14 protein-coding genes and 2 pseudogenes are annotated in these 21,463 nt (G+C 32.2%); 1 reads left to right on the forward strand and 15 read right to left on the reverse strand.

The window, feature by feature from the left end; genetic code table 11:
* Positions 1-9: 9 nt before the first annotated feature.
* From I6U51_RS08430 to I6U51_RS08490, 14 genes and pseudogenes are all read right to left on the reverse strand, one after another.
* Positions 10-1,608 (reverse strand): annotated as a pseudogene (locus tag I6U51_RS08430) (chemotaxis protein CheW); the annotation flags it as partial.
* A gap of 92 nt (positions 1,609-1,700) precedes the next feature.
* Positions 1,701-2,070, reverse strand: a pseudogene (locus I6U51_RS25425) (Hpt domain-containing protein); the annotation flags it as partial.
* 15 nt (positions 2,071-2,085) lie between these two features.
* A complete protein-coding gene (locus I6U51_RS08435) occupies positions 2,086-2,853 on the reverse strand; it encodes a CheR family methyltransferase (protein WP_211142243.1) in 768 nt (255 codons plus the stop codon).
* Between the two features lie 5 nt (positions 2,854-2,858).
* A complete protein-coding gene (locus tag I6U51_RS08440) occupies positions 2,859-3,929 on the reverse strand; it encodes a protein-glutamate methylesterase/protein-glutamine glutaminase (RefSeq protein WP_211142244.1) in 1,071 nt (356 codons plus the stop codon).
* A gap of 123 nt (positions 3,930-4,052) precedes the next feature.
* Positions 4,053-4,541: a chemotaxis protein CheD gene (locus I6U51_RS08445; protein ID WP_211142245.1), complete on the reverse strand. Its 489-nt coding sequence runs from the start codon at positions 4,539-4,541 to the stop codon at positions 4,053-4,055.
* A 22-nt stretch (positions 4,542-4,563) separates the two neighbouring features.
* Entirely contained in the window at positions 4,564-5,010 is a 447-nt protein-coding gene (locus I6U51_RS08450; RefSeq protein WP_178906372.1) for a chemotaxis protein CheW, read from the reverse strand.
* Between the two features lie 36 nt (positions 5,011-5,046).
* Positions 5,047-7,074 (reverse strand): flagellar assembly protein A, encoded by a 2,028-nt coding sequence (locus I6U51_RS08455; RefSeq protein WP_343069588.1) that lies wholly within the window; start codon positions 7,072-7,074, stop codon positions 5,047-5,049.
* A 430-nt stretch (positions 7,075-7,504) separates the two neighbouring features.
* Positions 7,505-9,418: a glucose PTS transporter subunit IIA gene (locus tag I6U51_RS08460; protein ID WP_211142246.1), complete on the reverse strand. Its 1,914-nt coding sequence runs from the start codon at positions 9,416-9,418 to the stop codon at positions 7,505-7,507.
* 25 nt (positions 9,419-9,443) lie between these two features.
* On the reverse strand, positions 9,444-10,268 hold the full coding sequence (locus I6U51_RS08465; protein ID WP_211142247.1) for a PRD domain-containing protein: 825 nt from the start codon (positions 10,266-10,268) through the stop codon (positions 9,444-9,446).
* Between the two features lie 23 nt (positions 10,269-10,291).
* A complete protein-coding gene (locus I6U51_RS08470) occupies positions 10,292-11,113 on the reverse strand; it encodes an aminotransferase class IV (RefSeq protein ID WP_211142248.1) in 822 nt (273 codons plus the stop codon).
* Positions 11,114-11,397: 284 nt separating this feature from the next.
* Positions 11,398-12,039 carry an HAD-IB family hydrolase gene (locus I6U51_RS08475; protein WP_211142249.1) on the reverse strand — a complete coding sequence of 214 codons (642 nt, stop codon included), beginning with the start codon at positions 12,037-12,039 and terminating at the stop codon, positions 11,398-11,400.
* 75 nt (positions 12,040-12,114) lie between these two features.
* The gene (locus I6U51_RS08480) at positions 12,115-12,474 is read right to left on the reverse strand and encodes a DUF1292 domain-containing protein (protein ID WP_211142250.1); all 360 of its coding nucleotides are present in this window, start codon (positions 12,472-12,474) and stop codon (positions 12,115-12,117) included.
* Positions 12,475-12,741: 267 nt separating this feature from the next.
* On the reverse strand, positions 12,742-16,245 hold the full coding sequence (gene nifJ, locus I6U51_RS08485) for a pyruvate:ferredoxin (flavodoxin) oxidoreductase (protein ID WP_211142251.1): 3,504 nt from the start codon (positions 16,243-16,245) through the stop codon (positions 12,742-12,744).
* Positions 16,246-17,008: 763 nt separating this feature from the next.
* Entirely contained in the window at positions 17,009-18,058 is a 1,050-nt protein-coding gene (locus I6U51_RS08490) for an undecaprenyldiphospho-muramoylpentapeptide beta-N-acetylglucosaminyltransferase (protein WP_425489758.1), read from the reverse strand.
* Positions 18,059-18,766: 708 nt separating this feature from the next.
* On the opposite strand from I6U51_RS08490, the gene I6U51_RS08495 reads away from it, so the two are divergent.
* Entirely contained in the window at positions 18,767-18,946 is a 180-nt protein-coding gene (locus I6U51_RS08495) for a small, acid-soluble spore protein, alpha/beta type (RefSeq protein WP_211142253.1), read from the forward strand.
* A gap of 274 nt (positions 18,947-19,220) precedes the next feature.
* Here the strand turns inward: I6U51_RS08495 and I6U51_RS08500 are convergent, their stop codons facing one another.
* On the reverse strand, positions 19,221-21,287 hold the full coding sequence (locus I6U51_RS08500) for a sensor histidine kinase (RefSeq protein WP_211142254.1): 2,067 nt from the start codon (positions 21,285-21,287) through the stop codon (positions 19,221-19,223).
* Between the last annotated feature and the right edge of the window lie 176 nt (positions 21,288-21,463).

The following is a 21,463-nucleotide window of genomic DNA, read 5'->3' on the forward strand; positions in this document are numbered from 1 at the left end:
TTTACCTCCTTATATTAGAGCAGCAACATCTAATATTAATGTTACAAGCCCATCTCCCAATATTGTTGCTCCTATATATTCTTTCAACCCTTGTAATGTCTTTCCAAGTGGTTTTATAACAATTTCTTTCTGTCCAAATAGTCCATCAACCATAAGGCCTACAGTCTTTTCTCCAACTTTAACTATAACTATATAATTTTTCTGAGCAGAGGATTTTTCGAGGTCTAATCTCTTATGAAGTCTTATTAGTGGTATTACATTTCCATTATGAATTATAACTTCTTTGTTATTAGTTCTCTTTACTAAATCATCGCTATAGTCAATAACTCTGTCGATGTATCCCAAGGATATAGCCATAGTTTCTTCTCCTACTTTTACAAGTAGTGCTTGGATAATTTGAAGCGTTAATGGAAGTCTTATTATAAATGTTGACCCCTTATCCTTTTCACTTATTACATCTACAGTTCCACCAAGAGCTGATATTTTTGTCTTTACAACATCCATTCCAACTCCCCTACCAGAGATATCTGTTACCTGCTCATTTGTACTAAATCCCTGCATAAATATCAGATTTCTTATGTCGTTATCTGACATACCATCGGTATTTATTCCTAATCTTTCCGCCTTTGCTCTTACTTTCTCTACTGGTATTCCAGCCCCATCATCTTCAACCTTAATTACAGCTTTTGTACCTTCTTGGTAAGCTATTAATCTTATTTTTCCTATAGAGTCTTTTCCCTTTGACATTCTCTCTTCTTTTGACTCTATGCCATGGTCTGCAGCATTTCTTATTAAATGAATAAGAGGTTCTCCTATTTCATCTATTACAGTTCTATCAAGTTCTGTATCTGCGCCTTGGATTATAAGTTCCATTTCTTTTCCAAGCTCTACGGATAAATCTCTTATCATTCTTGGGAATCTATTAAACACTGTATCCAATGGAAGCATTCTTATTTTCATAACTAAATCTTGAAGATCAGAAGTGGTTCTTGCAACCTGTTCTAAAGTTTCATTTAGTTCATTAAGTCTGTAACTGCTGCTTATCTGTTCTAATCTTGTTCTATGGATAACTAGTTCAGATACCATGTTCATAAACTTATCTAATCTATCTAAGTCAACTCTTACAGATTGATGTGCTTTCTTATGAACTTCTTTTTGAGTAGTCTTAGTATTATTAGTTTTTAATTGTACTGTATCTACAGCTGGTTTTGGCTCTATAACCTCAGCTTCCTTTGCCGCAGCCTTAACTTTTATCTCTTCTACTTTTAACTGATCTTCTACAAACTTCTTCGCTTTTTCTGCCTTTACATCTACATTATCGACTATAACTTTTTCTACTTCAGATATATTCATTAAAATGTCATATATTTCTTCTTTTTTCTTTGTTGAAAGAAATACTAAATCTATTTCAAAGTCAAAGTTTTCATTTTCTATATCTTCTGCACCAGGAATAGATTTTATTATTTCACCGCATTCCTCAAGACTCTTAAATATTAAAAATGCTCTTGCAGATTTTAATAAGGTATCTTTACTCAATAGTATTTTTATTTGATATGAGTTATACCCTCTGTCTTCTGCCTGCTTGACTATATTTATATCATATTCATTTAATTCTATAGGAGAATCTAAATCAGAATCTTCTTCATTTTGTTCTTCTTTAAGAATCTCTTTAGTTTCTACATCCTCTATTTTTCCTTCTGTTATAGATTCAAGCTCTTTTATTATTTCTTCAATTTGAATCTGTTCATTAACTCCATCAGATATATTGTTTACCATCTGTTCAAGAGTGTCAAGACATTTAAATAACACGGTAACAACCTTTTGAGTAACTTTTAGATGTCCTTCTCTAAACTCTGATAAAACATCTTCCATTTTATGAGTTAACTCTGCCATTTCATTGAATCCCATTGTAGCTGCCATTCCTTTGATAGTGTGAGCTACTCTAAATATTTCGTTTAGCTTATCTATATCATTTGGTTCCTGTTCCAGTTGAAGCAATGAATCATTTAATGTTTGTAGGTTGTCCATAGATTCTTCTAAAAACATAGATAAATACTGTGATGTATCCATTTATATATTCCCTCCTTATAGTTTCCTGTATATAAATGTAGAAGCTTTTTCAAATCCATAGTCCCTATAATTATATATGCTTTCAGTAGCTCCCACAAATAGTAATCCGCCTTTTTTTAACGATTGACTGAATTTTTTATATATTACATCTTTTACATCCTGATTAAAATATATTACCACATTTCTACATACAATTAAATCAAAATCTTTTTCATAACTTTCAAGTATTAGGTCATGTTTTTTAAAAGTTACCATACTTTTTATTTTAGGACTTATACTATATTTGTCGTCAATTATAGTAAAATATTTATTTATATAATCCTTCTTTACATTTTTAATTTCAGAGGCAACATATTCGCCTTTTTTTGCTCTTTCAAGTATAGTGCTGTCTAAATCTGTAGCAATTATTTTATGCCTTCCATTTGGCGAAAGATCCTCTAAATACATTGCTATGGAGTAAGGCTCTGCACCAATAGAACATGCTGCACTCCATATTTTAAGTGAACTGCTGTTTCTTAAAAGTTCCTCTTTAAGTTTATTTTTTAGTTCTTCAAATATTTCAGGATTTCTAAAGAATTCGGAAACATTTATAGTTATAAAGTCTAAAAATTTCTGCCTTTGAACTGGATCTTTTTTTAAAAGTACAATATATTCATCTACAGTTCTTACTCCTACTCTTGACATTAAGCTATTTATTCTTCTGTGAAGCTGATTTGATTTGTATGCGGATAAGTTAATATTAAACTCTTTGAGCACCCACTGCTCAAATTGCACCATATCCATAAGATCTACCCCCTATTTAGCTGACACTGTTTTATTATTTCATTTGCTACACTATCTATCGGCAATACTATATCAACCATACCTGTTTCATAAGCTGCTTTAGGCATACCGTATATGGTACATGTAGACTTATCTTCTGCTATAGTAATACCTCCGCTTTTTTTAATCTCTACAGTTCCCTGCGCTCCATCTTTGCCCATACCTGTAAGCACTGCACTTATAACATGAGGTCCATATATCTTTGCTGCTGATACAAATAATTTATCTGCCGCTGGACGCACCCCCCATAAAGTTGGCTCGCTATTTAAATGAATTCTTGTATCTGGGCCTATTTCCATATGGAAGCCTCCTTGTGCAATATATACTGTATCTTTTTCTATAGCCATGCCGTCTGATGCCTCTACTACCTTTATTTTGCTGTTTGAATTTAATCTTTCAGCAAAAGCCTTTGTAAATCCCACCGGCATATGCTGCACCACAAAAACTGGCACACCTAATCTTTCGGGCAAGGCTGTTATAACTGCATATAATGCTTTTGGTCCCCCTGTTGATGCACCTATTACTACTGATTCTATTTTATCAGAACCTAATCTTTTAATACCTTTAGTTTCAACTTTCGGTCGCTCAGGCATCACAACTTTAGGTACAACTTTGTGTTGATGCACAGATACCTTTCTCTCATTGGCTAGCCTTATTTTCTGAACTAAGTCAGCTTTAACCTTATTTATATCTAGTGATATAGCTCCTGATGGCTTTGGCAGAAAATCAAAAGCCCCTGCTTCTAAGCACTCCATAGTTAGTTCTGGGCCTCTTTGCGAAATACTGCTTAAGACTATTACAGGTATATTTACATTTAGTTTCTTCATTTCCTTAAGAGCAGTAATTCCATCCATTTTAGGCATTTCTACATCTAAGGTTATTATATCCGGCATAATTTTAGGCAGTTTTGTTAGCAAATCTTCTCCATTTCTTGCTGTGTATACTACTTCCATGTCTGTTTCTTCATTTATCATATCAGAAATAATTTTTCTCATTAAGGCTGAATCATCTACTACTAAAACTTTTATTTTTTCCAAACTATTATCACTCCATCTTCAATATTAATTAAGAGTTTAGAGTGAAGAGTCTATGAGGATTTTTCTCCTTATTTCGAAAAATCAACCCTAACTCTTAACTATTAATTCTTAACTCTTAACTGGCTAAAGTTCTTTGATTCCCATTCCTACAGTTTTAATCTGAACTAAACCATCTGTGGTGTCAAAAATCATAGTTCTCCCCTTATTGCCTCCAACATCTTCAGAAATTATAGGTATAGAATGCTTATTTAAAGCATTTTTGACTGCTATGCCATTTCTATTTCCTATATCCATAATCATACTTTTGTCAGAAAAATTGAACATAGATGCCCCTCCTGCTATTTTAGCTTTTAAATTTCTTTTAGAGGCTCCTAATTTTTCTAGCTCTTCTATTAATAACGGAATCGCTAAGTCCGCAAATTTAAGCGGATTTGTTACATTGTTAAATTGAGTACTGTCCGGCAGCATTATATGTGCCAGGCCGCCTAAAGCTCTTGTTCTGTCGTATAGCGCTATGCCTATGCAAGAGCCCAATCCCACAGTTATAATTTTGTCTGGAGAAGAGCCAGTATTCATATCTGCTATTCCAACTTTTATTTCTCGTTTTTCCATAGTATGCACCCTTTACTTCACGCTATATAAGCTTTTTTTCTTCTTCAGTAAGTATAGTGCCAAGATTTAAAAATATAATTATCTTGCCATCTATTTTGATTAACCCTTTTATATATCTCTGTGATATTCCTGCTACTATATCTGGTGCTGCCTCTATATTTTTGCTACTTACATCCCTTACTTCTGATACTATATCAACTATTATACCTATCTTATTTCCATCTTGTTTGGCAACAATTATTTTTGCATCATTTTTAATTTCATCTTTTTCTAAGCCAAATCTTTTTGTAAGAGATAATACAGGTAAAATGTTTCCCTCATAATTAATTACACCTTGTACAAAATTCGGCGAATCCGGAAGGGTTGTTGGTTCCTCATATCCTAAGATTCTTTCAACTTCCATGATGTCCGTTGCATAATGTTCTCCATTTATACTAAATATTAATACCTTAACTTCCTTGTTCTCCATTATAATTCCTCCTCGTTAACTCTATAACACCGTACCCTATAGGTTAAGCTTATCTACAACTATATCTCCTGAATCATCTAAGTAAGCATGTACATTTTTACTCGGCATATCTAATATAAACTCTCTTGCTCCAACCATAAATATTGTGTTTTGATAAGCTACATCTACCCATATATGACCTTCTTTTTCCACTTCTATTCTGGTAGATACTCCTGCAGTACTGCCAACAACTTTACATTTGATTTCATTCTTAGCCTTTAAACGTCCTCCTCTTGCTACACTTTTATCCTGTATAAAATATATATTGCCATTTGCTGTTATATCGGATATGTATTCACCTTTTCCAAGTATAACTACATCACCAGAACTTTGTATAATAGAATCCTGGCTGTAAGCTATCTTAACACTCACTGGAAGAGCCAAGGTGTCCTTCAATGACTGAAGTTTGTCTTTTATACAGCTAATTATCTCATCCAACTCTACATAATGTTTTATGTTAATTGGTCCCATACCTAAGAGCTTAGACTTCACAAGAACAACTAATTCATCCTCGGCATAATCTTCTTTCTGCATATTTAAACTAGCGATTACACAAAAGCATATCTTAGGCAGCATTTTAAATTTATTTTCAATGAGAATTTTTATTATTTCCCCATCTTTTCTATCTTCCCCTAAGAGGTTATATTTTTTTATTTCTTCTACTGCTGATACTAAATTGCTAAGCAGTTCTCTAAGTTGTTCAAGGTTGTTCAAAGTTTTTAGTTTTTCTACATCATCTCCTCCTCCGTATATTTCCCCAGCAATTACATTTCCTTTTATAATGATATCTCCTCTTGCTCTTATTACCGCTCTTTCTACATCTTTTGCAATATCCACAAGGTTGCCGCTTTCAATCTCCATGCCTTCCTTTACACTTCCATATACTATTACATCGCCAATAAATCTTATATTCCCTGTCTTTAAGTCTACGTCTCCCTTAATGTCATGAACTGGATAAACGTAAAAAACATTGCTTTTTACACAGGGCTTTCCGTCTATATCTGCTACTACTACATCCCCATCTTTTATTGCAGCACCATTTCCAGCCTTTATTTTTATTTTTTTACCTATTTTATACTTTATTATTTTTCCCGTAACGTCACAACCATCTTGTCCATCATTTCCAGGATTTCTTATTGCAAGTATATCTCCTTTATGTACTGCTTCTACAGCTCCTATACTTTTAAAGTCAACATTACCGCCTTTATCTTCATGTAATTGTCTAAGTGCTTCCTCAAGTTTAAATTTTATTTCTATAAAATCATCTGCTCCGTCGATTACCGGTTGTCCTTTTGCAATTAAAATCCTTTCTCTACAACCTTCAACACATTTTTTCAAGTTTTCTTCTATTATACCATAAACTACATTATTATTCGCTAATTCTTGCTTAACTTCTGCCTCATTAAATTTAGGAGGATGAATTTCAGATTCTACTTCCACCTCTAATGTTAACCTTTTATTTTTATTCTTATCTTTAAGCTTATATATATTTTGTGGTGTATAAGTTATCCTAGCATAAGCTTCCATTTTATTATTAGCTAAAGAGATGTTTAACTCTCTTGCAGCCTTGGTTTCCTCAAAAATAACTACTATATTACTTTCTTCAAATACAGGCTTTTGCCCATTTATTTCCACACCATCAACAATAACCTTTGTATTTTTGTCTCTTACTATAATGCATGCTGGCTCCCCACCATCTTTAGGATTTGTAACTACTATTTTCCCTTGTACTATACTTACAGTTCCCTCATTTTCATTTATCTCTACATACTCTTCAGCTTTCTCACAATTTTGTGAATCCTGCTCTATTATTTCTAATTTTTCTAAATCATAATTTTCGCCATCTTTTTTTCTTTCAATTATCATCTCATCTTCTAACTCTACTTGTATAGTTACTCTTTTTCTAAATAGTGATTTTTTCTGCTCTAAGATTTTATATTTTAAACTTTCTTTGGATATGCCAATCTCCCCACTGGCAGTTTCAATACATTTTTCCAATGAAGATTCTGTGTATAACTTTTTCACAATTAACCCCCCTATACTTATTAATGTAGGTGTTTTTTAATTCATAATTTGAAAATTTTGCGACGCAAAATTTAGAAGATATAGGACAATGAAGGAGGTTGTTTCTCCTTAGCGAAACGATCTTAAAAATATAATAGTTTTCTGACGTAAGGAAGAAAACTCACCTTCACTGTCCTCTGCCCTCTCTCAATTGTCCTCTAAAAAACGCTTAGCATTTTTTTAATTTTCTGAATTAAAATGCAAGCAATTTATAATTTATATTTAGACTCTAAAATTGTTTAACTATTATATTATTATCGTTAGCTTTTTCTTCCTCTTTACATCACAATTTTCCAACTCATTGGTAATTAGTGGATTTCAAATTTATTATAACATTTATAGCTATTATTGTGAACTTACAGATAAAAAAATAGACACTTGCTTAAAGTGCCTATTTTTTTACTATAGCTTTAGCTACCTTAGCGCCGACCTCTGCACATCCAAAGCTTACATCTATGTCAGATATTTTATCCATACTTGTTATGATTATTGGTGAAACCAAAGTTTTTACTTTTTCCTCTATTAATTCTTTATCGAAAGATATCATTAAATCCCCTTTTTTAATTTTATCTCCTTGTTTTATGTACGCGGTAAAGCCTTCACCATTTAATTTTACAGTATCCACTCCAATATGAACTAAAACTTCAATATCATCTTCAGTTTTTATTGCCACTGCATGCTTTGTAGGAAATAACACTCTTACGGTTCCATCAACTGGAGCATATACTCTGTTATCTTGAGGTTTAACTGCAAATCCATCTCCAAGTATTTTTTCTGAAAACACAACATCTGGCACTTCTTCTAGTTTTATTATTTCTCCTTTTATAGGATTTGTAAGTATAAATTCCAAGTTGGCATTATATATATCCTCAGTATATTCTTCTATAGATTTTATACTCTTTGATAATTCACTAATATCCTTTTGATGATACCCACCATTTGAAATTATCACCTTAATGTCATCTTTAATGCTCTCAGCTTCCGTTCCATATATTATCTGCAAATTCTCTCCTACATCAAATATGCCGGAAGCACCAGTTGCTTTTAATAATGCCTTATCTATAATTTTAGGATTTTTCAAGGTAAGTCTTAATCTTGTGATACAAGAATCAAGCATATCTATATTATCTGCCCCACCTACAGCCTGTAGTATTAATGCAGCTTTATTCGAAAAAGCTTCATTAATTTGTGGAAGCTTTATTTCTTCTTCATCTTCTCTGCCTGGAGTCTTAACATTCATGGCTTTAATTACAGTGTAAAACACAATAAAATATAACAAGAAATATGCTAATCCTACTGGCCATAGGAGTAATGGATGCTGTGCGAAATTATAGCCAATCATATAATCGATGGCTGATGCAGAAAAGGTGTATCCTAATCTTATATGTAGAATACTAGTAACAATACCTGATGAAAAAGCAGCAATTACATGAAATACAAATAAAATAGGGGCTACAAAAATAAAGGAAAATTCTATAGGCTCCGTTATCCCCGTTAAAAAGGACACAAAAGCTGCCGATAACATTATTCCCGCAACTTTTTTTCTATTTTCTCTCTTCGCTGCTGCTATCATAGCGAAAGCTGCCCCAGGAAGACCAAACATAAGTATTGGAAATTCTGATGCCATAAATATACCAGCTGTAGGATCTCCATGAAAATATCTAGCTGCATCTCCAAAATACTTTACACCATCTGGTCCTATATATGATCCAAATTGATATAAAAATACTGGATAATATATATGGTGTAATCCTACAGGGATTAGCAGTCTTTTTCCCGATGCGTAGAATGCTGGTCCTAAATAAGAAGATGATGCCCACCTTGCAAATACATCTATATAATGCTGTATAGGTGGCCATATAATTATTCCTAATATTGAAAAAACAAGAACTGCAATAGAGGTAATTATAGGAACAAATCTTTTACCTCCAAAAAAACCCAATACTTGTGGAAGTCTAATATCATGATATCTATTGTACAAAACCGCAGCAATAATACCTACTATGATACCGCCAAATACGCCCATGTTTACATGTGCAATATTTACAACTCCTTCAAGAATAAGCTGACCAACTACGGCAGCTAGTGCTGCAACACCTTCTCCACCTGAAAATCCAATAGCTACACCAACTGCAAATATCATTGGAAGGTTGCTAAATATAACGTCTCCAGCTTTTGCTATATAGGGTATGTTAAGTAAGTCTGGTTGACCAAACCTTAACAAAAGCCCTGCAGCAGGCAGTACCGACACTGGAAGCATCAGCGATTTACCTATCTTTTGAAGTACAGCAAATAGCTTTTTCATATACTTTTCTCCTTAGTATCCTTTATCATTCTGAAAGCCTCTTTAAATGCAGCGCTATATACCCTATTTCATCCTCTGTTATTTTTACTGAAAATAAATCTTCTATTTTTAGCGCCACCTTAACAGCAACACTGTATTCTCTGTACATCTCTTTTTTTATTATATCAAGCAAGTCATTTTTTATAGGTTTATTCTTCTCAGCTCTTTCTATCATGAAGTTTATATGGGTTACTGTTCTTACATAACCTAAAGAATTTTTTTCTAACTTTCTTCCTGTAAGCTTCTCTATCAAATCTAATACCTGACCTAATTTTTTAGTATAGGCTAAAGATTCTGACACATCCTTTTGTGTAAGAGCAGCCCTTATATGTAGGCATATAAAACCAGCTTCATCTTCTGGAAGATTTGTACTACATCTTTTGTTTATAAATAACACAGACCTAAGAGCTAATTTATATTCTGTAGGATATAATATGCTTAATTCGTTTTTAAAAGGATTTTCTATATTTAATCCTTTTTGTATCCTTTTTAACGCAAAACTTATATGATCTGGCAAAGATACATGTATTGCTTCATTTAGCTTAGTGTTAAGTTCTCTCTCTAGAAAATGTATTATTTCTTCAGAAAGACCAACAATACTGCTATCTATACTTTCAAGCACTTTTTGATAATTTGCTCCTATTGCCGCTGTCTTCTTTATGAAGACATTTTCCACTCTGTCTTCTGGAATGTCTTTATTTTTCGGAAAATCAAATCCTATGCCTTTTCCAACTAATATAACTTCATCTCTATCCTTTTGCGCTATAACAACATTGTTATTCAATATCTTTTTTATTTTAAAGGACTCCATTCACTTCACTCCAACAAAAATTATTAATCGAAACTTTTAGTGTCTTCTTGTACTACTTCATTATATTTTTTCATAATCTCTAAAATAGCTTTGTTATTTACTGAATCAAATTCTATGTTATCAACTCTGCTTATTGGTAAAACCTTAGGTGATGTACCAGAAATAAACAATCCATCTAAATCCTTTACCTCTATATAATGAACATTCTTCTCTAAAACCTCAAGTCCTATTTCACTGCACAGTTCCATTATAACAGCTCTTGTTATACCTGGAAGCACATCTACTAGCGGTGCAGTTATTACACTATTTCCTTTAATCATAAATATATTTGATTTACTGCCCTCTGTTATATACCCTTTTCTATTTACAAGTATGGCTTCATATGCATTTTTTTCTTTTATTTCTTTATCAACAGCAGCTCTAAAATTCATATTTATAATTTTAGCATTTGGATTTTCTCTTTCTCCATGATATAGTATTGTATTCACACCATTTTTATAGTCTTCATCACTAGGATAATGATGTTTTACAAAGTAAGCAAAAAATGAATTGACATTATCAAATTTAAATACAATTTTTACATTACCTATACTTGTATTATTTGATCCTATTAGTTCGCATATTTTATTTTTTATTTCATCCTTTGAAAGCCATATTTGTAAGTCAGTTATATTACAAGAATTCTCAAGCCTGTTTAGATGTCTGTTTAAAAATAAAGGTTTTCCATCTATTATTCTTATAACTTCATATAGTGATTTTCCGCCTATTAAAAGATTATCATCAAATTGTTCACAAGATTTTATCTCATTATTATGTACATAATATTTATTTACACATTCACTCACACGATCACGCCCTTTTTACTTTAATTTGTAATTTTTAAAAAATGCGAAGCATTTTTTAGAGGACAGAGGACAATTGACAGAGGACAATGAAGGAGGATTTTTCTAGGTTACACTACGAAAAATCTTTAATTTATATAAATTAGCGATGTTTTGCATTAGCAAAACAAGCCTAAAAAAATAAATTAGTTTTCTGACGTAAGGAAGAAAACTCACCTTCACTGTCCTCTGTCCTCTGTCAATTGTCCTCTATAAAAATTTTGCCTCGCAAAACTTTTATTCTAAGTCTATTTCCAATTAAGTATTTTTATCTTATCATGATTTTTCTTATAATTTATAAGGTATGGGTTTCCTACCAAATTAAATAAAGGTAAATCTGCTAAAGAGTCTGAGAACATATATGAATTTTTAAAGTCCACTTCTATATTCTCTTCCTTTAGTACTTCCATAAGTCTTCTTACTTTTTCTTCACCTTTACAGTTTTCTCCTGCCATTTTTCTACTATACTTACCGCCTACACTTGTAAATCGAGTACCAATTATTTTATCTACTTCTTTTATTTTATATAATTCATTTAAATAAAATTCTGCTGAAGCAGATATGAGGTATACTTTATAACCTTCTGCTTTTAGCTTTCTTATAGTATCAATAGCATCGCTATATATTATTTTGCTTAATCTTTTTTCGTAAAATTCTTCTACTAACTCTTGCATTTTTTCTTCTTTTATTCCATCTATAAAAGCTATGAAGTTTTCCTTAGCAATTTTTGAGTCCAATACCCTTACTGCATATAAAAAGGCTGATATAACAGCTCTTGGTGCATGAATTATAAGTCTTGGGCTCTTTTTTATCATAAATGCATAAAACTCCATAAGGGTTTCTCTTTTGGTTAAAGTATAATCTACATCGAATATTGCTAGCTTTTCCAACTTAACACCTCTTTAAATATAAGTATCCGTATCACAAAGAAAGTCGATGCATTCCTGCAACGACTTTCAACTTTTTTATTCTTCTTCAGCCATTAACTGTTCATAGTAAGCTGATACTTCTTCGAACTCTTCATCATCTGGGATTACAAGTTCTCCTTCTTCGCCTTCTCCTACTACTTTGAATAGGAATATTGATCCGTTTTCTGGATGTTGAACTATAGCATATTCATTTTCTTTATATTCAAATCCGTCGATTACTTCGCATGGAACAACGTTTCCGTCTTCATCCTCTAAATCAACTATTAGAGTTTCATGTTCGCCACAGCCACAGCCGCAATCTTCATGATCATGATCGTGATTATGTTCGCCACATCCACAACCTTTATTTTCTTCTCCGCAGCCACAGCCACACTCATGTAAATTTTCTTTATCCATAGGATATTACCTCCTTTTACTGTTATGTTCTAATTTTAACCTTAATTCCATAATTTTAAAAGCCTTTTTTAAAATTTAAATAAATATTTTTAAAAAGTAGAGAGTTGACAGTGGATAATGGTCAGTTATGGTTGATCTTCTTACGCTGTGCTTTAGAAAATCTATAATTTGAAGATTTTTTGTAGAAAAATCCTCCTTCACTGTCAACTGTCAATTCTCAACTCTTAAGTAAAAAAGGCGAAGTGCAAGCACTTCACCTTTTTTATATTATTGAGCTGCTAATTTCTTGTATCCTTCAAGTCTTTCCATAGCATCTCTTTGAGTCTTTTCAAATAATGCATCTGCTGCTTCTGGGAATTGTTTAGCAAGTGAAGCATATCTTACTTCGCCCATTAAGAATTCTCTGAAGTCTGCAGTTGGCTCTTTTGAATCTAAAACGAATGGATTCTTGCCTTCTTCTTTTAATGCTGGGTTGTATCTGTACATTGCCCAATATCCGCACTCAACAGCTTTCTTACCTTCTTGTTGGCTCTTACCCATACCATTTCTTAATCCATGGTTAATACATGGTGAGTAACCAATGATTAATGATGGTCCTGGATATGCTTCAGCTTCAGCTATAGCTTTTAATGTTTGGTTCTTGTCAGCACCCATAGAAACTTGTGCTACATAAACATAACCATAACTCATAGCCATCATTCCAAGGTCTTTCTTCTTAGTGTTTTTACCACTAGCTGCGAATTTAGCTATAGCAGCTGTTGGAGTTGCTTTTGAAGATTGTCCACCAGTATTTGAGTAAACTTCTGTATCAAATACAAACACATTTACGTCTTCTCCTGATGCAAGAACGTGGTCTAATCCGCCGTATCCGATGTCATAAGCCCATCCGTCTCCACCGAAGATCCAGTTTGATCTCTTAACTAAGAAGTCTTTGTTTTCATATATTTCTTTTAATGTAGGACAGTCACAATTTGCAGCTTCGATTGCAGCTACTACTCTGTCAGCTCTCTCTCTTGATCCTTCTCCAGCATTCATGTTGTCTAACCAATCTTGAAGAGCTGCTTTTACTTCACCTTCTGGAGCTTTAGCTATAGCTTCTGTTACAGTCATAGCTAATTTTTCTCTTAACTGTTTAACACCAAGATACATTCCAAGACCAAACTCAGCATTATCTTCGAATAATGAGTTAGCCCATGATGGTCCGTGTCCTCTGTGATTAACAGTGTATGGAGTAGCTGGCGCAGATGCTCCCCAGATTGATGAACATCCAGTAGCATTAGCTATCATCATTCTATCTCCAAATAATTGAGTTACAAGTTTAGCATATGAAGTTTCCATACAACCAGCACATGCTCCTGAGAACTCAAGTAAAGGCTTTTCAAATTGGCTTCCTTTTACATTGAATTTGCTCATTGGGTTTGCTTTAGGTGATACTGCCATAACATAATCCCATGTAGGAGCCTTTTCTAATTGAGTATCAAGTGGCTTCATAACTAAAGCTTTTTCTTTAGCTGGACAGATGTCAGCACAGTTTCCACATCCTGAACAATCAAGTGGTGATACAGCTATGTGGAATTTAAGTCCTTTAGCTCCATTAGCATCTTTTACTTGTAATGTAGCTGGTGCTTTAGTTGCTTCTTCTTCAGTTAAAAGTATTGGTCTTATTGCAGCATGTGGACATACGAATGAACATTGGTTACATTGTATACACTTGTCCATTTGCCATTCTGGAACATTTATAGCTATTCCTCTCTTTTCATAAGCTGCAGTTCCATGTGGGAATGTACCATCTTCCATTCCTATGAATGCACTTACAGGAAGTTTGTCTCCATCTTGTCTATTCATTGGTATAACTATTTTCTTTATAAATTCTGGAGCTTCTACAGCTGCTGCAGCTTCTTCTACAGCACTAGCCCATGTAGCTGGAACTTCTATTCTAACTATTGATTCAACACCTTTGTCGATAGCAGCATTGTTCATATCAACAACTTTTTGTCCCTTCTTACCATAAGAAGTTACAACTGCATCTTTTAAGTATTTTATAGCATCTTCAACTGGAATAACATTAGCAATCTTGAAGAATGCTGATTGCATTATCATGTTGATTCTTCCACCAAGACCTATTTCTTGAGCTATTTTAACAGCATTTAATGTATAGAATTCTATGTTGTTTTCAGCTATAAATTTCTTATAAGAAGCTGGTAAGTTTGCTTCTACTTCTTCTGGAGTCCAGATAGTATTTAATAAGAATTTACCGCCCTTCTTTAATCCTTCTAATACGTTATATTTATAAACGTATGATTGATTATGACAAGCTATGAAATCAGCTTTATTTATTAAATATGGGGATTTGATTGGTGTCTTACCAAATCTTAAGTGAGAAACTGTTATACCACCAGATTTCTTTGAGTCATATGCAAAGTATCCTTGTGCATACATGTCTGTGTGGTCTCCTATGATCTTTATAGCACTCTTGTTTGCTCCAACAGTACCGTCTGATCCAAGACCCCAGAACTTACAAGCTTTAGTTCCTGCTGGTGTTGTATCTATATCTTCTCCAACTGGTAATGAAGTATTAGTTACATCATCAACTATAGATATTGTAAATCCATCTTTTGGCGCATCAGCTTTTAAGTTTTCAAATACTGGAAGAATGTGTGATGGAACAGTGTCTTTTGAACCTAATCCATATCTTCCTCCAACTATAACTGGTTGCCATTCTTTTCCGTAGAATGCATTCTTAACATCTAGATATAATGGTTCACCAATTGATCCTGGTTCCTTAGTTCTGTCAAGAACAGCAATCTTCTTAACAGTTTTTGGTATATATTTGAAGAAATGCTCTAATGAGAATGGTCTATATAAGTGAACGTTTAATAAACCAACTTTTTCTCCTTTAGCCATTAAGTAGTCAATTGTTTCTTCTATAACATCACATACTGAACCCATAGCTATTATGATTCTTTCAGCATCTTCTGCTCCATAGTAGTTGAATAGGTGATATTCTCTTCCTGTTAACTTAGTTATTTCTTGCATGTAGCCTTCTACAATTTCTGGAATTGCTTCATAATATTTGTTTGAAACTTCTCTTTCTTGGAAGTATATATCTGGGTTTTGAGCTGTACCACGAGTTACTGGGTGATCTGGATTTAATGCTCTTCTTCTAAATTCATTTACAGCATCCATGTCAACTAAACCTTTTAACTCATCATACTCTAAAACTTCGATTTTTTGTACTTCGTGTGAAGTTCTAAATCCATCAAAGAAGTTCACAAAAGGAACTCTTGATTTTATTGCTGCTAGGTGAGCTACTGCTGATAAGTCCATAACTTGTTGTACTGAACTTTCCGCAAGTAATGCAAATCCAGTTTGTCTTGCAGCCATAACGTCTTGGTGATCACCAAAGATGCTAAGTGAGTTTGCAGCAAGAGCTCTTGCTGATACGTGGAATACTCCTGGTAAAAGTTCTCCAGCAATTTTGTACATATTAGGTATCATAAGTAAAAGACCTTGAGATGCAGTATATGTAGTAGTTAAGGCACCTGCTTGTAATGAACCGTGAACAGCACCAGCTGCTCCTCCTTCAGACTGCATTTCCATAACCTTTACAGTTTGTCCAAAAATATTTTTTCTTCCTTGAGCTACCCATTCATCAACATGTTCAGCCATTGGTGATGATGGAGTTATAGGGAATATAGCTGCTACGTCAGTAAATGCGTAGGAAATGTGAGCTGCAGCTGTATTTCCATCCATAGTCTTCATTTTTCTCATAGAAAAGTTCCCTTCCTTCTCGATTATATTTCTATAAATTTAAGATTAAGCAGTCACTACTGCTTAATCATATATAGACATGTTAAATTAATTTAATAATATTATTTTTAAAACTGGTCATACCACTATACCACAAATAGCCCGTCCAATTTATCTTAAACATAAAACCTTAAAATTAGATGAACTTATAACTGATTATAATATCAAACTACAAATCAATTTTCTAAATTTATAGTAAATAATAGTAACTAGTTAACAGTAAGTCCTTTCTCTTTAAATTTACACCAATTCTTTTTATTTTGCAAGTAATTTTCCGAGTTATTTAAACTTGCTTACCTGTTTAGCACAAAACAAACCTTAAAATGTTTTGATTTACACTGGTTTATGTCATATATTCAAAATAATTTTTTAACAATTTTAAATTTAATTTAAAATATTAAGAGAATTTACTTGATTACCTTGATATTTTTCACAAAAATTATAGTATATTAATTTAGGAGTAAGGGACTCTCTCCAAATCAGCACTCTGTGTAAGTGATCATTTCAAAATCAGAGATTTTGGATGTCTACTTAAGATTTGGAATATCTGCTTTAGATTTGGGATATCTGCTTAAATAATAATCATATTTAATTACCTCTAAAAGCTATATTCTACATTTGCTTCTCATATTCCTTCTATTTTTTAAACATTAATACTTTTTTAACAATAATTTAAAAGCCACATAGGGCTAGAAGTCCAAAATTAACTTTCGGACTTCTAACCCTATATAGCATGCTCTTGAATAAGCTTAATTATATTATCTACTCCATTTTTTATAGAGCTTGAACTCATTTTATTTACAAATTTGTCTTTATTTCCATAAAGCTCTTCTAACTTTTCTAAAAGTATTCTCTCATTTAAATCATCTTCCTGAATTACTAAGCTGTATCCACTTCTTTCAAAGGAAGCTGCATTTAAAATTTGGTCTCCTCTGCTTGACTTCTTTGATAGTGGTATTAAAAGATTTGGCTTCCTTAGAGCAAGTAGTTCAAATATAGCATTAGCCCCAGCTCTAGAAATAACTATATCTGCTGCATTCATTACATGTGGAAGTTCTTCGCTTATGTATTCAAATTGTTTATAGGATTTTCTACTCTCTAAACTTTTGTCTATGTTTCCTTTTCCACATATGTGTACTATATTATAATTTTCAATAAGTTTATCTATAACTTTTCTTATAGTATCATTAATAAATTTTGAACCAAGACTTCCCCCTATTATAAGTAATACTGGCTTTTTATCTTCAAAGCCGCATATTTGTCTTCCTAATATTCTACTGCCTTTTAATAATTCTTCTCTTATTGGAGTACCAGTAAGTACTCCTTTGTTATCTTTTATATTTTTTACTGATTCAGGAAATGTGACACAAACTCTTGTACAATATGGGGCTGATAATCTGTTTGCAAGCCCAGGCGTTAAATCTGATTCATGGGCAATAACAGGAATCTTGCTTAAATGAGCCGCAATAACTACAGGCACAGCTACAAATCCGCCCTTAGAGAATACTATACTAGGCTTTTCCTTTTTCAAGATAACTATTGCTTGCAATATTCCCCTAAGTACTTTAAATGGGTCTGTAAAGTTTTTTATATCAAAATATCTTCTTAGTTTTCCACTAGATATTGCATGGTATTTTATATTCTCATCTTCAATTATCTTTCTTTCTATACCATCTTTTGTTCCAATGTATTCTATTTCGTATCCTAGTTCTTTTAGCTTTGGTACTAGCGCAAGATTTGGGGTAACGTGTCCTGCAGAACCTCCACCAGTCATTATTATTTTTTTCAAGTAAGTTTCCTCCCAACATTTTTAGAGGACAATTGACAGAGTACAGAGGACAATGAAGGGGAGTTTTCCTCCTTACGTCAGAAAACTATTATATTTTTAAGCTCGTTTCGCTAAGGCGAAACATCGACTCATAGTATAAATTAAAGATTTTTCGCAGCACAGCGGAGAAAAATCTTCCTTCACTGTCCTCTGTCCACTGTCCTCTGTCCACTGTCCTCTGTCCTCTTAAAAACTTTGCCTCGCAAAATTCTTATTCTACGAATTAAAAATCTTAGATAAAGCAACTTGACTTTATCCTCACATTATATAATACTATATTTTTTTACTATAAACAATTAAGAGTTCTAAGCTTTTAATTCTATATTTTTATTAAACAATATTAAGGCATAATCAAAGAAATAATAACCCAGTATTCTTTTATAGGAAACTCATTCAGCTTACGCTGAAGAGTACAGTTCGTTACTAAAATCAAAGATTTTTAACAAACTAGCATTTGGTCTCTTATTTCTTTTCATATGCCTAAAATAAATTTTATATTTTTGAGCAAACTATTAAATAATAAAGTGATATATTAAAACAGTTTCGGTATCTGAAATAAAATAGCAAGTCAAATATACTAGTATACTAACTAATTATTTTTTGAAGATGTCTTAATATTGTTAAAAAATAGATTAAATGCAAGAGGTGGTAAAAATGCCTGATAAAAAAATATCACAAGCTAGGGAAGGATTAAATAAAGCGAAAATAGAAGCAGCTTTAGAACTGCATGGTAAAGTGGAATATGAATACAGAGGGAATATAAGTTCTAGAGAAAACGGCTCAATAGTTAAAAAGATGGTAGAAGAATATGAAAGGAATTTGATAGGAAAGTAATTTAGAGAAGCTAACATTATAAAATTAACTTACACAACATAAAAATAATACGACGTAATTTTTTAGAGAACAATTGACAGAGGACAGTGGACAGTGAAGGTAAGTTTTCTTCCTTACGTCAGAAAACCATTATATTTTTAAGCTCGTTTCGCTAAAGCGAAACATCGATTCATAGTATAAATTAAAGATTTTTCGCAGCACAGCGTAGAAAAATCCTCCTTCATTGTCCTCTGTCAATTGTCCTCTGTCCTCTAAATTTTGCGTCGCAAAATTTTTAATTTATATCTGAGAACTCTATATTTATTCTATCGTCTAAGTTTTCAGTAAGAATGGCATAATTGCTTAGATGGTTGGTTTTAACACTTATTTTTTTGAATTTCACTATAAATTCTGTTCCCTTTCCCGGTTCACTTACTACTTTTATTTCTCCTCCCATAAGCTCCACAAACTTTTTCACAAGGGCAAGTCCTATTCCAGTTCCTTCGGCCCTTCTTGATAATGAGCTGTTTACCTGTGCAAATCTGTCAAATATTAAATCTATCTTATCTAGTGGTATGCCAACTCCAAAATCCCTTACACTTAAACAGAAGTTATCTTCTTCCATATTTAATGAAACAATAATTTGTTTACCTTCTGGTGTGAATTTAACTGCATTTGATAATAAATTTAACAATATTTTCTCATATTTATCCTTATCAAGTCTTACATTGCATTCTTCTTCATTGGTATCAAATATTAATTCTATACCTTTGCTTGTAGCATATGAATTAGTAGAGTTAACTACTGTTTCACTTACATATACTATATCAAAATCAGTATTATTTAAAGTTAAAAATCCAGCCTCAGCTTTTGATATATCAAGTATGTTGTTAATTAATTTTAATAATCTACTGCAGTTTTGGTTAATTCTTCCAAGGGTTTTATCTATATTTGGAGTTATTTCATTACTATATACGTCATTAGCAAGTTGTAGAGAGGAATACATTATTGTTAAAGGAGTTCTTAACTCATGAGAAATAATGGTAAAAAATTCATCTTTCAGCTTTGTTAATTTTTCAAGTTCAATGTTTCTATTTACTTCTTCTGTTATATCTGACCCATGGATATGTATTCTTGTAGTATTATCCTTGTTTTTACATGGTATAAATTTAATTTTATAGAACCGCTCTTCACCTTTAGTTGATTTCACTCTGTAGGGACTTATAGTATAAGGCCTAAATTTTTCTCCTACATTTACTAATATTTTATATAAGTCGTTATTTATATATTTAAGGATACTATCCTCTTCGATTTTAGATACTAAATTAGTATCACCATAGGTCATAATCTCATCATATTTTTTATTGTTAAGTCTGTATGTTATATTGGGGTAATCTACCACTGCTATAGGAACTTCTACAGTATTGACCACATCTTTTACAAAATCAGCTTGCTCCTCTGCATTTATCTGGTGAAGCTTGGTTTCTGTCACATCTTTGATTGTCAATATGGTATAAATCAATTCTTCATTTTTATTTGTAATTGGAGCACTACTTACCTCTAAATACTTTATTTCCGAAGTCTTCTTTTCTCTAAGTCTAAACACCAAGTTCTTTGCTGGCTTTTTATTTTTAATATAATAATAATATAAGTCTGTAATATCTTGGTTCTCATTCTCAAGTACTGTAGTTTCATATTTTTCAAGGAATCTTTTTGTATTTACCAGTTCTATAGCACTTAAATTAAGAATGTTAAAAACTGCTTTATTGCATAGACTTAATTTCTCATTTAAATCCAAAACCATTATACCTTCTGATATATTGTTTATAACATCTTTCAAATGCATGAGATGTTCTTTTTCTCTACTTCTTAGTATTTCTATAATATCACATTTCGTTTTTAACTCCGTTGATAACTCTAGAAACTTTTCTCTTTCATTTTTAATTTTTAGTTCTCTTAAATATTCATCTGTTATATCTCTTAAATTTACAATAGCCCCTATAACTTCATTATCTTTAAATATAGGAAAGCTAGACATGGAAATGTATAAATCTATTTCTTCAATTTTATATTTTAATGTTAAATTCTTAACTTCTTCTCCATCCTTTAAAGATTTATATAACGGAAAGCTACTTAACTCCAGTTCGGTATCGTTTTCCAAAAATACTTCATAATTATAAAAAAAGTTATATGCATTTTTAAAATTCGCAAAACCATTGTTGATTAGTTTATCTTCCCCTTTTTTATTAATATAAAGCACTTCTCCCTCATTATCAGTTATGTATACAAGATATGGTAATGCCTCTATTATATTTTTCGCAAAATTGCTAATCTCAAATAAATTATCTATAAAATTTTTCATTAACAACCTTCTCCCCCAAATAATAACGTTTATTCTATGGCTATTGCTTCTAGATTTCTTCAAGTAAGTTTTACTTTATTTCAATTTATATTAAATTCTATGCTAAATATGAAAATTCCTTCTAAATTTTATAATTTACTGCAAAGCTGTATATACTAATTAAGCATTATTATGCT

It is taken from the genome of Clostridium aciditolerans (assembly GCF_016316925.1).
In the GTDB taxonomy this organism is placed as follows: domain Bacteria; phylum Bacillota; class Clostridia; order Clostridiales; family Clostridiaceae; genus Clostridium_AM; species Clostridium_AM aciditolerans.

Excerpts from the sequence above, each read along its gene's own strand:
- I6U51_RS08435 (WP_211142243.1), bottom strand. The coding sequence starts at position 2,853 with ATGGATATGGTGCAATTTGAGCAGTGGGTGCTCAAAGAGTTTAATATT.
- I6U51_RS08445 (WP_211142245.1), bottom strand. The coding sequence starts at position 4,541 with ATGGAAAAACGAGAAATAAAAGTTGGAATAGCAGATATGAATACTGGC.
- I6U51_RS08450 (WP_178906372.1), bottom strand. The coding sequence starts at position 5,010 with ATGGAGAACAAGGAAGTTAAGGTATTAATATTTAGTATAAATGGAGAA.
- I6U51_RS08460 (WP_211142246.1), bottom strand. The coding sequence starts at position 9,418 with ATGAAAAAGCTATTTGCTGTACTTCAAAAGATAGGTAAATCGCTGATG.
- I6U51_RS08465 (WP_211142247.1), bottom strand. The coding sequence starts at position 10,268 with ATGGAGTCCTTTAAAATAAAAAAGATATTGAATAACAATGTTGTTATA.
- I6U51_RS08480 (WP_211142250.1), bottom strand. The coding sequence starts at position 12,474 with ATGGATAAAGAAAATTTACATGAGTGTGGCTGTGGCTGCGGAGAAGAA.
- nifJ (WP_211142251.1), bottom strand. The coding sequence starts at position 16,245 with ATGAGAAAAATGAAGACTATGGATGGAAATACAGCTGCAGCTCACATT.
- I6U51_RS08490 (WP_425489758.1), bottom strand. The coding sequence starts at position 18,058 with ATGACTGGTGGAGGTTCTGCAGGACACGTTACCCCAAATCTTGCGCTA.
- I6U51_RS08495 (WP_211142253.1), top strand. The coding sequence starts at position 18,767 with ATGCCTGATAAAAAAATATCACAAGCTAGGGAAGGATTAAATAAAGCG.
- I6U51_RS08500 (WP_211142254.1), bottom strand. The coding sequence starts at position 21,287 with ATGAAAAATTTTATAGATAATTTATTTGAGATTAGCAATTTTGCGAAA.